We start from the raw sequence: 15,078 nt of genomic DNA, 5'->3' as shown, positions 1-15,078 counted from the left end.
CCGGCCGCCCGTCACCGGAGACGCAGGGGCCGCCCGGGTCCGACCAGGTGTCGGCGGCCACGGGGTCGGTCGGGATCGAGTTGTACTCGATGACGGCGACCGGGTTGTTCTTGAACTTCTTCCAGGCGTACAGGTCGGTCTCGCTGGTGGCATAGAGACCGATGGTCATGGTGTTCCACTTCTTGGCGGCGGCGTCGGCGGCCCACGACGTGACGTCGAACTCCACGCCGCCGGGCGCGCAGGTCCCCGTGCCATAGCCCTTGGCCACGTTCACCGTGGAGAGCAACCTGGTCTTCGCCGGCGGGTTCTTCCAGGTGGTGCTCTTGCTGATCGCGCCGGTCCCCCACGCCTCGACCTTGCGGGCGCTGCACGAGTACGACCACGTCTCGTACGTGCGCAGCGTCGCCTTGATGATCTGCTTGCCGTGAATCGTGGAGCCGGTGGCCATCTGGAAGAACGAGCGGTTCGTCTGGGTGGAGCTGATGTGGCCGACCCGGGCGATGTCGCTGGAGTTGAGGTAGTTCGAGCTGGGCCAGTTGCTCCAGACCGCCGTCCACGAGCCGCGGGCGGCCGAGAAGTACGGGTCCAGATAGACCGGGAACTTGGTCTTCGGATCTGCCAGCATCTTCTTGTCCGGCCTCAGCCGCAGCTGCCTGCCCGCCAGCTCCACGCCCATCGTCGCCTCGCGCGCCTCCGGGGAACGGCCTTCCTTGAGCGCCTTCGGACTGGCGATGCCCTCCGAATCCCACATCTTCGGCGTGGGCGCGATGAAGATCGTCCCTCCGCTCTGGTCGACGGCCTCCAGGTTGCCCGCGTTGTCCGTCTTCACCGACAGGCCGGTGACCGAGAGGGGGTAGGAGAGCTCGGTCATGCTCGCCGCGGCGGCCCGCGACTTGACCACCAGGATGTGGGAGAAGCCGTCCACGTCCGCGGTGACCTGCAGGTCCACGCCCGGCATGACCTCGGCGTAGGTGGCGGTGTCGCCGTTCAGCGTGGGCTTGGGGAGCGTGCCCTGCCAGCCCAGCTCCAGCGTCTTGGCGCCGCGCGCCATGCGGGCGAGCGGTCCGGAACCACCGCCGGAGAACGTCAGGTCGGCCGCCGTGGCGACCGTCTCGACCGCGCCGTCCGGGCGCAGGCGGAGCGTGGTGTCCACCGGGACCCAGCCGCCGGACTTGCGCACGCGCACCGGGCGGACGTACTGCTCCATGGTGAACGTGCCGTCGGGCTTGGCCCAGACCTGGCGGGTCTCGCTGCGCTGCGTCTCCACCTCGACGGGCTTGCCGGCGCTGCGGGCGAGGGCGAGCGCGGAGTCCTCGGGTGGTTGGACGATCTGCGGTGGTTCCACGGTCTTCGCCGCTGCGGGCGCCTGATCAGGTACCACCAAGATCGCTAAGGCTAACGCCGCCGCAACCAACCCACGAACTGCCCGCATATGCCCTCACCCACGGTGAGCAGGGGTTACGCGCGGGAAGGAGCACCCGCCCGGCGTCTCCACGATCTTCGGTTGACGATCGGATTTTCACCCTGGCAACACGAGAGGTCCAGAGTTTTGCTCATTCTGCTCAAATTTCCTTCACTCCCTCGATTTGTCCGGAAATTTCCGTCATGTCGTCTCAGACGTCCGTGGGCAGGGGCGATGCGGCCGGATTGACCCGCTTGACGATCTCGTTCAGGGCGATGCGGACGTACGGCTCCCCCACCCAAAGATGCTTGGCCCCGTCCACCCCGATCACCTCGGCCTGGGGCACCCGCGCGAACCTCGCGCGCGCCTCCTCGGGCCGCAGGTAGTCGTCGAACTCGGGCACCAGCGCCACCAGCGGCCGCCCGAAGCGCGCCCAGGCGTCCAGGTCGTGGTCGGTGGCCCGGTGCAGCGGCGGCGAGAGCAGGATCGCGCCCTCCACCAGCGGGTCGTGCGCCCACTTCAGCGCCAGCTCCGTGCCGAACGACCAGCCGACCACCCACACCTGCGGCAGGTCGTGGAACTCGGCGTACTCCAGCGCCGCCGCCACGTCGAACCGCTCGCCCTCTCCCCCGTCGAACGTCCCCTCCGAGGTGCCGCGTTCGGAGGAGGTGCCCCGGGTGTTGAAGCGCAGCACGGCCAGGTCGGCGAGCGCGGGCAGCCGGTTGGCGGCCTTCTTGTAGACGTGGCTGTCCATGAACCCGCCGTGGGTGGGCAGCGGGTGCAACGTCACCAACGTCGCCACGGGGGGACGGTCGAGGGGCAGGGCCAGCTCCCCGACCAGGGTCAGGCCGTCGGCCGTCTCAAGCTCGATCGGCTCGCGCCGAGCGGGCAGCACGGTCGCCGCGCGAATCTCCACCTTGGGGGTTCCCTTCAATAACGGGTGCGGCCTGGGCCGCGGTCGAGTCTCTTACGCCAGCATGCGGGGTGCCAGTGACGGCGTTCCTCATCGCCCCCCGGCCAGTTGGGCCAGGCGACGAGGTGTGACTGGCCGCTGCGGATCTCCTGGTCGCAGCCCGGACATCGGTAGTCCTTGGTCGAGGAGGCGCCGGTGAGCATGCGCACCTTCCACTCGCCGTCGGGCCATTCCTCCACTTTGTCCAGCCCGGTCGGGAAGCCGAAGGGGCGAGAGGACTCCCTGCGGCGGGCGCGGCGGGGGCTCATGGACGGGGGAATCGGCTGACGCCGGCGGTGACGAGCTGGTCGAGCAGGGGGGTGGGCGCGTAGGCGGGCTCGCGGTATTCGGCGTAGAGGGCTCTCAGCCCGTCGCGGACTCTCGCCAGGCCCAGCGACTCCAGCATCTCGAACGGCCCGGCCGGGTAGCCGCAGCCCAGGCGCATGGCCGCGTCGATGTCGTCGATCGAGGCGTAACCGGAGTCGTACATCCGCACGGCATCGTTGAGGTAGGGGAAGAGCAGGGCGTCCACCACGAAGCCCGCCCGGTCCTTGCACGGCACCGGCGTCAGCCCGGCGATCTTCACCAGGTCTCTGGCGGCGCTCGCGGCCTCCTCCGAGGTCAGCACCGTCGAGGCGAGCTCGGCCACCTGGTCGCCGACGAGGTGCACGCCGACCATCCTGGCGGGGTCGGGGAGGCGTACGGCGTGCTCGATCACGGGCCGGTCGGCGAGGCGCAGCACGACGTCGGGATCCTCGGACGACCTGAACCCGGCCGCCCGCAGCCGCTCCGCCAGCCCGTCGCCGCCGTCCCCGGCCACGCCGAACGTGCCCGGCCGCGACTTCGCCGGCGCCTCCCCCGGCGGGTCGCCGTAGAAGCCCCGGCCCGACTTGCGGCCCAGCAGCCCGGCGGTGACCAGCTCGCGCAGCAGCGGCGAGGGCGCGTGCCGCCGGTCGCGCGTCTCGTCGAACAGCACCCCCATCACCTCGTACGCGGTGTCGAGCCCGATCAGGTCGAGCAGCGTGAACGGCCCCATCGGCAGCCCCACGCCCAGCTTCATCGCGGCGTCGATGTCGTCGCGCCCGGCCACGCCCAGCTCCATGAGCACGGCGGCCTGGTTGAGGTAGGGCAGGAGCAGCCGGTTGACCACGAACCCGGCCCGATCGCCCACCGCCACGGCCGTCTTCCCCAGCCTGCCCGCCAGCGCCGCGATGTCGGCCACCAGGCCCGGCGCGGTCACCACCGTGCCCACGACCTCGACCAGCTTCATCACCGGCGCCGGGTTGAAGAAGTGCATCCCCACGACCTGCCCCGGGCGACCCGTGGCGGCGGCGATGGCGGTGACCGACAGCGAGGAGGAGTTGGTGGCCAGGACGGTCTCGGGCTCGCAGATCCGGTCGAGGTCCTTGAACAGCGCGATCTTGTAGTCGAGGATCTCGGGGATCGCCTCCACCACCAGATCGACGTCCCGCAGGTCCTCGCGCGAGGTGGTCAGCGTGACGCGGCCGAGGATCTCGTCGCGCTGACCGGGCGCCAGCCTGCCCTTGTCGACGGCCCTGCCGGTGGAGCGCTCAAGATGCCCGCGACCCCTGGCCAGCGCCTCGGCGTCGGCCTCGACCCCGATCACGCGCAGGCCGGCCCGCGCGAACACCTCGGCGATCCCGGCACCCATCGTGCCGAGCCCGACCACTCCCACCCTTTCGAACGCCATGCGTCCAGTTTTCCAGAGCCGCTAAGGTGGGGCGTCATGCGGCTGGTCATCGCGCGATGCAGCGTGGATTACATCGGACGGCTCACGGCGCACCTTCCCATGGCGCCGCGGCTCTTGTTGATCAAGGCGGACGGGAGCGTGAGCATCCACGCTGACGACCGCGCCTTCAAGCCGCTCAACTGGATGAACCCGCCGTGCAAGCTCAAAGAGGACGGCGAGACCTGGACGGTCACCCATGGCAAGACCGGCGAGAAGCTGGTGCTGACGATGGAGGAGATCCTCCACGACTCCAGCCACGAGCTGGGCGTCGATCCCGGGCTGATCAAGGACGGCGTCGAGGCTCACCTGCAGGAGCTGCTCGCGGAGCACATCACGACGCTCGGGGACGGCTATTCGCTGGTCCGGCGCGAGTACATGACGGCGATCGGGCCGGTGGACATCCTGTGCCGGGACGGGCTCGGCGCGACCGTGGCGGTGGAGATCAAGCGGCGGGGGGAGATCGACGGGGTCGAGCAGCTCACGCGCTATCTGGAGCTGCTCAACCGCGATCCGCTGCTGGCGCCGGTGCGCGGCATCTTCGCGGCGCAGGAGATCAAGCCGCAGGCGCGCGTGCTCGCCACCGACCGCGGCATCGACTGCGTCACCCTCGACTACGACGCGCTGCGCGGCATCGAGCCGGAGAACCCGACACTGTTCTAGCCGGCGAGCTTGCGCAGGACGTCGGCGATCTCCTGGGTGCCGGGGAGGGCGGCCATCTCGGCGGCGACGGCCGAGGCGGCGCGGCCGAAGCGCAGGTCGGAGAGCAGCGCGCGGCAGCGGTCGGCCACCGCCTCCGCCGTCAGCTCCTCCGGCGCCAACCTCAACCCCGCGCCCGCCCTGACGACCGCGTCCGCGTTGTCGAACTGGTCGTCGAACTGCGGCAGGACGAGCTGCGGGCAGCCCGCGGCGAACGCCGTGAGGGTGGTGCCCTGCCCTCCGTGGTTGATCGCGACCGCGCAGCCCGGCAGGACGTGGGCCAGCGGCATCCGCCCGGCGGCCACGACGGCGGGAGGAAGGGGCGGCCAGCCCGCCACGACCGCGTCGTCCACCGCCACCAGCAGCTCCACGTCCAGCTCCGCCAGGCGCTCCAGCATCGGCAGCACGAGCTCGCGCACGCCGCGCGGGCCGAGCCGGGGCAGGAGCGTGCCCATGGTGAGGCAGATCCGCGGCTTGCGCCCCCGCTCGAACGCCCACGCCGGGACGTGCGCGTCCCCGTTGTACGGGATGTAGCGCAGGCTCTGGTGCCCGGCGGCGTGCGGCAGCCGCAGGCTCGGCGGCCAGGGGTTCAGCACCTCGTCCGGCTCGGGGAGGGCGGCCAGGCCGGCCGCCGCGAGCTCGCCGCGCAGCGCCTCGGCCGCGCCCGCCCGGTACGCGTCCAGCCGGGCCACGCCCCACTGGTACTCGACCAGCGGCACCGCGTGCGCCGCCGCCGCGACGGGACCGGCGAACTCCGCCCGCTCGCTCACCACGAGGTCCGGCCGCCACGCCACCACCAGCGCCTTCATGCCGGGCAGGCCGCTGGCCGCGAGCCGCCCGAAGCGCCGCCCGTTCCCGCGCGCGCCCTCCTCACCCCGTGAGACGCCGCCGGCGTCCAGGGACGGGGACGGGGACCGGGCGTCCCGCTCCTCGGCCGCCAGCGTCACGAAGTCGGCGGCCGGGCCACAGGCGGCGGCCGGGAGGCCGGAGCGGCAGACGGTGGGCACGAAGTTCTCGGCCGCGGCCACCAGGACCTCGTGGCCGAGCGACCGCAACGACCAGGCCAGGGGCACCAGCGGGAAGAAGTGGCCCGGCAGGGCGACGGTCGTGAACAGGATGCGCATCGCTCTCCCCCGTTGGACGATGTGTGGCCAACCCGCGGCCAGGCTCCCTGCGGGTGGAACATCCCGGCCGCCGCGGCCTCGGCCAGCGTAGGGGGCGGCCAGGTCAAGCTGGGACCTGATCGGCTCGATGAGGGCGGGGAATCGCCGTCACAACGCACTCCGCGGGCACGCCGGCAGCCGGTCCGCACCCTGGTAAGCGCCGGCTTACCGGACTATCGTGACGCCATGACGACGCTCACGTTCGACTCGCTCAACCCGGCGACCGGCGAGGTCGTCGGCACCCATCCCAAGCAGGGCCCCGACGCCGTGCGCGCGGCCGTGGGCCGCGCCGGGGAGGCGGCGGCCTGGTGGGCCGGGCTCGGTCACGCCGCGCGCAGGCAACGGCTGCTCGACCACAAGGCCGTCCTCACCCAGCACCTGAGGGAGCTGGCCGGGCTCGTGCACGAGGAGACGGGCAAGCCGGTGGGCGACGCGACGCTGGAGATCGTGCTGGCGATCACCCACCTCGACTGGGCGGCCCGCAACGCCCGCAAGGTGCTCGGCCCCCGCCGGGTCGGCACCGGCATGGTCGGCCTCAACCTGGCCGCCACGCTCGAATACCTCCCTCTCGGCGTGGTCGGGGTGATCGGCCCGTGGAACTACCCGGTCTTCACCCCCATGGGCTCCATCGCCTATGCCCTCGCCGCCGGAAACGCCGTGGTGTTCAAGCCCAGCGAGCTCACCCCGGGCATCGGCGTGCGGCTGGCCGAGCTGTTCGCCGAGTCGGTGCCCGAGCATCCCGTGTTCCAGACCGTGACCGGGCTGGGCGAGACCGGGGCGGCGCTGGCCGCCGATCCGCGGGTCGGGAAGGTGGCGTTCACCGGCTCGACCGCCACCGCCAAGCGCGTCATGGCGGCCTGCGCCGAGAACCTGACGCCCATCGTGGCCGAGTGCGGCGGCAAGGACGCGTTCATCGTGGACACCGACGCCGACCTCGCCAGGGCCGCCGACGCCTGCCTGTGGGGCGCGATGTCCAACGCCGGCCAGACCTGCGTGGGCGTCGAGCGCGTCTACGTGGTCGACGCCGTCTATGAAACTTTCATGCGGGAGCTGTCCGATCGGGTGACAAAGGTGAAGGCCGGCGAGGACTACGGCCCGATCACGATGCCGGGCCAGGTGGACATCATCAAGCGCCACATCGACGACGCCACCAAGTCCGGAAAAATCGTGACCGGCGGCCCCGACTCCGTCCGTGCCCCCTTCGTGGAGCCCGTGATCGTCGAGGACGTGCCCGAGGACTCCCCCGCGGTGCGCGAGGAGACGTTCGGCCCGACGATCACCGTCCGCCGCACCCGCGACGCCCAGGAGGCCCTGGAGCTGGCCAACGCCTCCGCGTACGGCCTGGGCGGGACGGTCTTCTCCCGGAACACGCGCCGGGCGATGGAGCTCGCCCGCAGGATGCGTACCGGGATGACCGCCATCAATTCCGTCATCTCGTTTGCCGGAGTGCCTGCGCTGCCGTTCGGCGGGGTGGGAGACTCGGGATTCGGACGGATCCACGGAGCCGACGGTCTACGCGAGTTCGCCAGGCCCAAAGCGATCTCCAGGCAGCGGTTCGCGATGCCGGGGATGAACCTGACCTCGTTCACCCGAGGGCCCGCCGAGCTTGAGCGGCTGATCAGGCTCGTCACGTTCTTGCATGGACGACGTAAAAGATAATCTTCTTACCCTTTCCCAAAACGGATCATCCGTCCATAATTGTGTGCTCTGGGGGCCACGATCATGTTGGACGGGTGGAATGTGAACCGGTCTTACCGGGGAATGTCGGCTGAGCAAAGGCTGGCAGACAGACGCGAGCGGCTGATGACAGCCGCGTACACGCTATACGCGAAGCCAGGGTTCACGGCGACGACCATCGAAAGGCTGTGCTCGGAGGCACGGATCTCGAACCGCGCCTTCTACGAATGTTTCGGTGGACGCGAAGAGCTGCTCCAGGCGCTGCACGAGCGCTGCGTGGAAGAAAGCCTGGCCGTTGTGGCCAAAGCGGTCCAGGAGGCGCCGAAGACGCTTGACGACCGAGTCAAGGCGGGGATTCGCGCGTACGTCGAGTTCACCACGGCGGACTGGCGGCGGGCTCGAATCATGCACGTCGAAGTGCGCCGTTCAGGCGACGTCCTGACATTGTCCCGTCAACGCGCGGTGGACGCGTTCGCGCGGCTGGTCGAGGAGGCGTCAGCCGATTTTCCGCAGGCCAAAGGGCTGAATCGGCGGCTGGTTGCACTCGGAGTAATTGGAGCGCTACAAGAGTTACTCATCGAGTGGCTGCACTCGGACGAGCAGCCCTCGATCGACGAACTCGCCGACGTGGCCGTGCACATCTTCATCCGCGGCCTCGGCGCATCGTGACTATTCGGTGACCATTCGGCGGCCATTCCCAAAATGGCCGGCCCGAAATCTGTATTTCACATCACACAAAAGGAGCGGGCAACGGCTGATCGTCGCCCGCTCCGATATGTCACATCAGGCCACTGCGGCCGCGGGAACCTCCATGTGCAGCACCCGATTCAGCCGGGTCACCGCCAGTATCCGCATGATCCGCGGTGGCACCCCCCGAAGAACGAGGCGGCGTTGCACGCTCAACGCGCGCCGATGCGCGCCCACCAGCACCCCGAGGCCGGTCGCGTCGATCATCTCCAGCTTGGAGAGGTCCAGGATCAGGTCGCCTTCGCCGGAACCGAGAGCTTCGTGCAGGTGTTCCCGCACGCCGGCCGACGTGCCGGCGTCGAGCCTGGCGCCGATCCGCACCACCTGGGCACTCGGATTGCCCCGGACGCGCATGCCACCTCCTCAATCACACACGGTGTAGTCACCTCAGGACGCAGAGCGTCCATCGAGGTGAACCCGTGTCCCTCCCCTACCCACCTATCGGAAGTGACACGACTGCATTCAAGGTGAACTGTCCGTCTTCCGTCGGATGGGCGCTCAGCTTGCCGCCCACGGCGGCCAGCCGCTCAGCCATGCCGGTCAGGCCGCTCCCGAGGTCCGCGGCCCGCCGCCGCTGCACCCCGTCGTTGCGGACGCTCAGCTCAGCCTCCAGCGCCGTGAAGCGGATCGAGATGTCGCAGAACGTCGCGGTGCTGTGCTTGAGCACGTTGGTCACCGCCTCGCGAACCGCGTAGGCGAACACCGGCGCCACTCCGTCGGGCAGGTCCCGATAGGGCAGGTGAACCTCGCAGCGGACCCCCGCCGCCTCCAGCACTCCCTTCACGCTATTCAGCTCAGCGGCCAAGTCAAGCTCGCGGTAGCCGCGCACCGCCTGCCGCAGCTCCCTGAGCGCCTTCCTGGTCAGCGCGTTGACCTCGGCCATCTCGGACTTGGCCGCGCCGGAGTCCACGTCCGACAGCCGTACGGCCAGCTCGGTCTTCACGGCGATGGCGGAGAGCTGGTGGCCGACCAGGTCGTGCAGGTCCCTGGCGAAACGCAGCCGCTCCTCGGCCAGCGCCAGCCGCGTGTGCGCCTCGCGGCCCTCATGAGCCTGTACGGCGAGCGACCAGATCCAGATCCACATCCGGTTGGACGGCGGCATGATCCCGCACCAGATGCCGTACACGAGCCCGTTGAAGAACAGCGCTTCGCCGACGGTCACGCTCATGCCCGTCATGCTCAGCCCGAGGGCCGTGGCCACCACGCTGATCCCCACGCCGACCACCCACGTACCGGCGGCCAGCAGGTAGAGCGTGCGCCTGGAGACCCGGAGCGTGGCCATGCTCAGCCAGCAGACGAGCACGATACCCCAGCCGAACGAGTCGCCCCCGCCCAATGCCGTCGCGACCACCGCCAAGGCCGCCGTCACCGTCACCTCCCGGATGAGATAACGGCGGTTCAGCGCCGCGCTCAGGATGCGCGGGCAAATCCAGGTGAAGCAGATCGCGGCGATCACAGCGGGCACGACACGCCACCACTGGAACTTCCCGTCCACGAACGCGACCACCGACGTCACGATGATCAGCATCCACATCGCGACGAAAGTCGAGAGGAGCACTTTCCAGGTGAGGCGCCGCGCCCGCGTGATCGCGTCCATCTAGCCCGCGCGCAGCACGTCGCCGAGCTTGAGCCGGGCCCCCGTCCGCAGCACGGCCCGCTCGTAGACCTTGGCGCCGAAGCCCAGGACCGCGAGCACCGCCAGCGCCATCGCCGCCATCGACAGCCCCACCTGCCACATCGGCACCTCGGTCGCCGCCATCCGCACCGGCATGACCATGGCGGAGAACGGCGGCACGTACGACACGACCGTGGCCAGCGTGCCCGTCGGGTCGTTGGTGGCGTAGAAGGCCACGAAGTACGTGACCATGATCACCATGGTGAGCGGCGTCATCACGGTGCTCACCTCCTCCTGGCGCGAGACCAGCGAGGCGAGCGCGGCCGCCAGCGTGGCGAAGAAGGCGTACCCGAGCACGAACCACACCAGCACGGCCGCCACCAGCCCCGGGATCCCGGGCGGGAAGTCGGCGGCGAAGCCGGAGGCCGCGGCCGAGGCGAGGCCGACGACCAGGATCGTGACCAGGTTGATCAGACCGAGCACGCCCAGCCCGACGATCTTGCCGGCGAGCAGCTGCCACGGCCGGATCGTGGAGAGCAGGATCTCCACGATCCTGCTGCCCTTCTCCTCCACCACGCCCATGGCCACCATCATGACCTGGCCCATGAGCAGCATGAAGAGCACGAGGACGAGAACCACGGCGATCCCGGCGCGGGCGGCCTCGTAGCGGGTGTCGGCGCCCACCGACTCCATCCTCAGCGGCGGGATCGACACGCCCACGGCGCCGAGCTTCACCTCGCGGTTGACGCTCTGCAGGAGCACGCCGAGCTGGTTGTCGATCTCGCCGTCGGTGAGCACCCGGGTCCCGTCGACCAGCACGGCGTCCACGTCCCCGTCGAGCACGGCCTGCTTGGCCGCGGCCTCGTCGGGGAAGCTGCGCCACGTGACCTCCGCGTCCGGCGCGGCGGCCTTCAGCGGCAGCTGCTGGGAGTTGACGGTGCCGAGCGCGTACGAGTCCGGCCCGCCGAAGATCTTGGGGGCGAAGCTCACCGCCGCCACCAGCAGGGCCGTGATGAGCAGGCCGATCGCGAACGCCTTGGTCCGCACCTGCGTGGTGATCTCGCGCCGGGCGACCAGCATCAGTCCGTTCACGCCACGGCCTCCTTGAAGATCTCGGTGAGGGTCGGCTGCTCGACCCCGAAGTGCTCGACCTGCCCCGCCTTCATCGCGCGGCGCAGGATCTCCTGGTCGTCGCCGTCCGCGGTGTGCAGGACGTGCCTGTCGCCGTTCACGGTGACCGTGCCCGGCAGCCCGTCCGCCCAGCCGGGGGCCGGGTCGCGGACGACCACGCGCAACGTGTTGCCCTCGGCCGCCCGCAGGCCGGCCACCGTGCCCGTGGCCACCATGCGGCCGGCCGAGACGATGCCGACCGAGTCGCACAACCGCTCGACCAGCTCCAGCTGGTGGCTGGAGAAGATCACCGGCACGCCGCCCCTGCAGCGCTCCTGCAGGGCCGTGGCCAGCGCGTCCACCGCGATCGGGTCCAGCCCCGAGAACGGCTCGTCCAGCACCAGCACCTCGGGGTCGTGCACCAGCGCCACCGCGAGCTGCACGCGCTGCTGGTTGCCCAGCGACAGCGCCTGCACCGCGTCGCCCCTGCGCTCGGTCAGCCCGAGCCGCTCCAGCAGGTCGTCGGTGGCCTTCTTCGCCTCCGCCGTGCCCAGACCGTGCAGGCGGCCGAAATACTCGATCTGCTCGGCCACCCGCATCTTCTGGTAAAGCCCCCGCTCCTCCGGCATGTAGCCGAAGCGCCGCCGGTCGTCGTAGCCGAGCGGCCTGCCCTGCCAGCTCACCGAGCCCGAGTCGGCCTGAAGCACGCCCATCACGATGCGCATGGTCGTCGTCTTGCCGGCGCCGTTCGCCCCCACGAACCCGAACATCTCACCGGGCCGTACGGCGAAGCTGACGCCGTCCAGGGCGACCTTCCCACCGGGGGCGTCGGGGCCGCCCGCGAAACGCTTGCGCAGCTCGCTGATCTCGAGCATCAGGTCATCTCCTTCGTCATGGGTAAATCGTGGCTTTGGAGGCGTTCGCCCTGCCAGTCGCGGGAATCACGGACCCGACATGGATCCCGCGTCCCTTGCCGATGACATTTGTCATTAATCTGAAGCCATGACGCGCGCCGACAAGGACAAACCGGTCGTCCTCTCCCGCATCTACACCCGCGCCGGCGACGACGGCACCACCGCGCTGAGCGACATGAGCCGGGCTTCCAAGACCGATTCGCGGCTGGCCGCCTACGCCGACGTGGAAGAGGCCAACGCCCACCTGGGCCTCGCGCTCTCGTTCGGCACGCTGCCCGCGGACCTCGCCGAGGTGCTCGTCCGCGTCCAGAACGAGCTGTTCGACGTGGGGGCGGACCTGGCCACGCCGGTCGTGGACGATCCGGAGTTCCCGCCGCTGCGGGTGGAGCAGTCGTACATCGACTGGCTGGAAGAGCAGTGCGACCGGTTCAACGCCGGCCTCAAGCCCCTGCGCAGCTTCGTGCTGCCCGGTGGCGACCCCGCGACGGCCGCGCTCCATGTGGCCAGGGTCACGGTCCGCAGGGCCGAGCGCACGACCTGGGCGGCTCTCCAGGCACACGAGGACATGAACGCGCTGACCGCCAAATACCTCAACCGCCTGTCGGACCTGCTCTTCATCGCCTGCCGGGTCGCCCACGCGGGCGACGAGATCCTCTGGAAGCCCGGCGGCACCCGCTGATCCGGCGATCAGGGGACTAGGCGACGTCCAGGTAGGCGCTGGGCGGCGCGGACTCCAGCCACGCGAGGAAGCCCGTCATCGCGTCGGCGCTCATCGCGAGCGAGAGCCCGCGGGTGGTACCGCCGCAGTCGACCGCGAAAAGCCCGCCGTCGATCTCACGCCGGGCGGAAACAACGAGGCCGCGCCTCGCGATAGCGTGGCGCGGCCTCAGTCGCACACCCAGGAGCGGGATCCAGTGGAGCTCCCCGTCGGCGTAGCGGGCTACCCCGCTCTGCCAGCCCCGGTCGCCCACTCTCAGCCGACAGGGCACACTTCCCCTGGAACGGGCCAGTGTGACCCCGCGTAGGACGATGAGGGCGGCAAACACTACGAGAATCGTAACCGTCGTAACCATGCCGCCCCCCGAAGCGTGGAATCTCTTTATACCTCTTCGCCCGCTGCGCGGAGCCGAGCCCTGGCACGCTTGGCCTCGATCGCCGCGTCGGCGTCTTCCTGGTTGGCCTCGATCGAGGCCTGGGCCCGGTCGAGAGCGTCACGGGCAGCCGCGACGTCGACCTCGGAACCGAGCTCGGCCACCTCGGCGAGCACCGACACCTCGTCATCGGCCACGGAGATGAAACCGCCGTGCACGGCCGCCACGAGGTCGCCTTCGCCCTCCCGCTTCACGCGAAGCACGCCGCCCTCGACGAGGACGCCGAGCACAGGTGCGTGTTGCGGCATAATACCGATCTCGCCGTCCACGGTCTTGGCAATCACCATGTCGGCCTCGCCCGACCAGATCTCACGCTCGGGTGAGACAACCCCAACACGTAGCTTCGCCACTTGTGTAGGTTCCTTTCCGATCTGGTGGTGGCGCCCCGTTCATACCCCAAAGCACCACCATAGGTGCAGCGGGCCGCCGAAGACGACCCGCTGCAGGGCGATTAACTACGCTCGAGTTCCTTGGCCTTGGCCACGGCCTGCTCGATGCCACCGACCATGAAGAACGCCTGCTCGGGCAGGTGGTCGTACTCACCCGCGCACAGGCCCTTGAACGAGGCGATGGTCTCGTCGAGCGGGACGGTCTCGCCCGGCTGGCCGGTGAAGGCCTCGGCCGCGTACATCGGGTGCGACAGGAAGCGCTCGATGCGGCGGGCCCGCTGGACGGTGACCTTGTCCTCCTCGGACAGCTCGTCGATACCGAGGATCGCGATGATGTCCTGGAGCTCGCGGTACTTCTGCAGGATCCGCTTGGTCTCCTGGGCCACCCGGTAGTGCTCCTCGCCCACGATCTGCGGGTCGAGGATCCGGGAGGTGGAGTCGAGCGGGTCCACCGCGGGGTAGATGCCCTTCTCCGAGATCGGCCGCGAGAGCACGGTCTGCGCGTCGAGGTGCGCGAACGCGTTGTGCGGGGCCGGGTCGGTGATGTCGTCCGCGGGCACGTAGATCGCCTGCATGGAGGTGATCGAGTGACCGCGCGTCGAGGTGATGCGCTCCTGGAGCACACCCATCTCGTCGGCCAGCGTGGGCTGGTAACCCACGGCGGACGGCATACGGCCGAGCAGCGTGGAGACCTCGGAACCGGCCTGCGTGAAGCGGAAGATGTTGTCGATGAAGAGCAGCACGTCCTGCTTCTGCACATCGCGGAAGTACTCCGCCATGGTCAGCGCCGACAGGGCGACCCGCAGACGGGTGCCCGGCGGCTCGTCCATCTGACCGAAGACGAGCGCGGTGTCCTTGAGGACGTCCGCCTCCTCCATCTCCAGCCAGAGGTCGTTGCCCTCACGGGTACGCTCGCCGACACCGGCGAAGCACGAGGTGCCGCCGAAGTTACGGGCGACGCGGCGGATCATCTCCTGGATCAGAACGGTCTTGCCCACGCCGGCGCCGCCGAACAGGCCGATCTTCCCACCCTGCACGTACGGGGTGAGCAGGTCGATGACCTTGATGCCCGTGACGAGCAGCTCGGTACGGGACTCGAGCTGGTCGAACGGCGGCGACGGACGGTGGATGCCCCACCGCTCCTCGATCTTGAGGGACGCGGTCGGCACGTCGAGCGTCTCGCCCAGCGCGTTCCACACGTGGCCCTTGACGACGTCGCCGACCGGCACCGAGATCGGCGCGCCGGTGTCCTGCACCGCCTGGCCGCGGACCAGGCCGTCGGTGGGCTGCATCGAGATGGTACGGACCAGGTTGTCACCCAGGTGCTGGGCGACCTCCAGGGTCAGGGTCTTGGTCTCCCCGCCGAGGGTCACCTCGACCTTGAGCGCGTTATAGATCTCGGGCATCGCCTCGACGGGGAACTCCACGTCGACGACGGCGCCGGTGACACGTGCCACGCGGCCTGTGCCGGCCGCCGCGGCCTCTACAGTTTCAACAGCCTCTGCAGTCATT

The 15,078-nt window shown here is 69.8% G+C and carries 16 protein-coding genes; 4 read left to right on the top strand and 12 right to left on the bottom strand.

Features of this window, described 5'->3' with window-relative positions:
* The 4 genes from ABZS69_RS59350 to ABZS69_RS59335 all read right to left on the bottom strand — a co-directional run.
* Positions 1–1,381 (bottom strand): DNRLRE domain-containing protein (locus ABZS69_RS59350; RefSeq protein ID WP_355391340.1); only part of this gene is annotated, 1,381 nt, incomplete at its 3' end.
* A 232-nt stretch (positions 1,382–1,613) separates the two neighbouring features.
* Positions 1,614–2,318 carry an alpha/beta fold hydrolase gene (locus tag ABZS69_RS59345; RefSeq protein ID WP_355391337.1) on the bottom strand — a complete coding sequence of 235 codons (705 nt, stop codon included), beginning with the start codon at positions 2,316–2,318 and terminating at the stop codon, positions 1,614–1,616.
* Positions 2,319–2,332: 14 nt separating this feature from the next.
* Positions 2,333–2,623, bottom strand: coding sequence for an ATP/GTP-binding protein (locus tag ABZS69_RS59340; protein WP_355391334.1), 291 nt, complete (start codon positions 2,621–2,623; stop codon positions 2,333–2,335).
* A complete protein-coding gene (locus tag ABZS69_RS59335; RefSeq protein WP_355391331.1) occupies positions 2,620–4,065 on the bottom strand; it encodes a 3-hydroxybutyryl-CoA dehydrogenase in 1,446 nt (481 codons plus the stop codon). Before ABZS69_RS59335 ends, ABZS69_RS59340 begins: the two co-directional genes overlap by 4 nt.
* Before the next feature lie 36 nt (positions 4,066–4,101).
* Between ABZS69_RS59335 and nucS the strand changes: the two genes are divergently transcribed.
* Complete coding sequence (nucS, locus tag ABZS69_RS59330; protein ID WP_355391328.1) at positions 4,102–4,764, top strand: endonuclease NucS; 663 nt, start codon at positions 4,102–4,104, stop codon at positions 4,762–4,764.
* On the opposite strand, the gene ABZS69_RS59325 is transcribed toward nucS, so the two are convergent.
* Entirely contained in the window at positions 4,761–5,924 is a 1,164-nt protein-coding gene (locus ABZS69_RS59325) for a nucleotide disphospho-sugar-binding domain-containing protein (protein WP_355391325.1), read from the bottom strand. The genes nucS and ABZS69_RS59325 overlap by 4 nt on opposite strands.
* Positions 5,925–6,149: 225 nt before the next feature.
* Between ABZS69_RS59325 and ABZS69_RS59320 the strand changes: the two genes are divergently transcribed.
* Both ABZS69_RS59320 and ABZS69_RS59315 read left to right on the top strand, forming a co-directional pair.
* On the top strand, positions 6,150–7,622 hold the full coding sequence (locus ABZS69_RS59320) for an aldehyde dehydrogenase family protein (RefSeq protein ID WP_355391322.1): 1,473 nt from the start codon (positions 6,150–6,152) through the stop codon (positions 7,620–7,622).
* A gap of 144 nt (positions 7,623–7,766) precedes the next feature.
* Positions 7,767–8,309 carry a TetR/AcrR family transcriptional regulator gene (locus ABZS69_RS59315; protein ID WP_355391319.1) on the top strand — a complete coding sequence of 181 codons (543 nt, stop codon included), beginning with the start codon at positions 7,767–7,769 and terminating at the stop codon, positions 8,307–8,309.
* Positions 8,310–8,423: 114 nt separating this feature from the next.
* Here ABZS69_RS59315 and ABZS69_RS59310 read toward each other — a convergent pair whose 3' ends face one another.
* The 4 genes from ABZS69_RS59310 to ABZS69_RS59295 all read right to left on the bottom strand — a co-directional run bounded on the left by ABZS69_RS59310 (position 8,424) and on the right by ABZS69_RS59295 (position 11,987).
* Positions 8,424–8,741: an STAS domain-containing protein gene (locus tag ABZS69_RS59310; RefSeq protein WP_355391316.1), complete on the bottom strand. Its 318-nt coding sequence runs from the start codon at positions 8,739–8,741 to the stop codon at positions 8,424–8,426.
* 76 nt (positions 8,742–8,817) lie between these two features.
* Positions 8,818–9,984 (bottom strand): histidine kinase, encoded by a 1,167-nt coding sequence (locus ABZS69_RS59305; RefSeq protein WP_355391313.1) that lies wholly within the window; start codon positions 9,982–9,984, stop codon positions 8,818–8,820.
* A complete protein-coding gene (locus tag ABZS69_RS59300) occupies positions 9,985–11,094 on the bottom strand; it encodes an ABC transporter permease (RefSeq protein ID WP_355391310.1) in 1,110 nt (369 codons plus the stop codon).
* Complete coding sequence (locus ABZS69_RS59295) at positions 11,091–11,987, bottom strand: ATP-binding cassette domain-containing protein (protein WP_355391307.1); 897 nt, start codon at positions 11,985–11,987, stop codon at positions 11,091–11,093. The genes ABZS69_RS59300 and ABZS69_RS59295 overlap by 4 nt, the downstream gene beginning before the upstream one ends.
* A 127-nt stretch (positions 11,988–12,114) precedes the next feature.
* Between ABZS69_RS59295 and ABZS69_RS59290 the strand changes: the two genes are divergently transcribed.
* Positions 12,115–12,705 carry a cob(I)yrinic acid a,c-diamide adenosyltransferase gene (locus ABZS69_RS59290; RefSeq protein ID WP_355391304.1) on the top strand — a complete coding sequence of 197 codons (591 nt, stop codon included), beginning with the start codon at positions 12,115–12,117 and terminating at the stop codon, positions 12,703–12,705.
* A 16-nt stretch (positions 12,706–12,721) separates the two neighbouring features.
* Here the strand turns inward: ABZS69_RS59290 and ABZS69_RS59285 are convergent, their stop codons facing one another.
* The 3 genes from ABZS69_RS59285 to atpD form a co-directional block, all read right to left on the bottom strand.
* Positions 12,722–13,099 (bottom strand): DUF2550 domain-containing protein, encoded by a 378-nt coding sequence (locus ABZS69_RS59285; RefSeq protein ID WP_355391301.1) that lies wholly within the window; start codon positions 13,097–13,099, stop codon positions 12,722–12,724.
* Positions 13,100–13,125: 26 nt separating this feature from the next.
* The gene (locus ABZS69_RS59280) at positions 13,126–13,527 is read right to left on the bottom strand and encodes a F0F1 ATP synthase subunit epsilon (protein WP_043616272.1); all 402 of its coding nucleotides are present in this window, start codon (positions 13,525–13,527) and stop codon (positions 13,126–13,128) included.
* 101 nt (positions 13,528–13,628) lie between these two features.
* Positions 13,629–15,077, bottom strand: a complete 1,449-nt coding sequence (gene atpD / locus ABZS69_RS59275; RefSeq protein ID WP_355391298.1) for a F0F1 ATP synthase subunit beta — start codon at positions 15,075–15,077, stop codon at positions 13,629–13,631.
* Position 15,078: the final 1 nt, after the last annotated feature.

Source organism: Nonomuraea sp. NPDC005650 (assembly GCF_040605375.1).
In the GTDB taxonomy this organism is placed as follows: Bacteria; Actinomycetota; Actinomycetes; order Streptosporangiales; family Streptosporangiaceae; genus Nonomuraea.
This window is presented reverse-complemented; position numbering and strand designations above follow the sequence as displayed.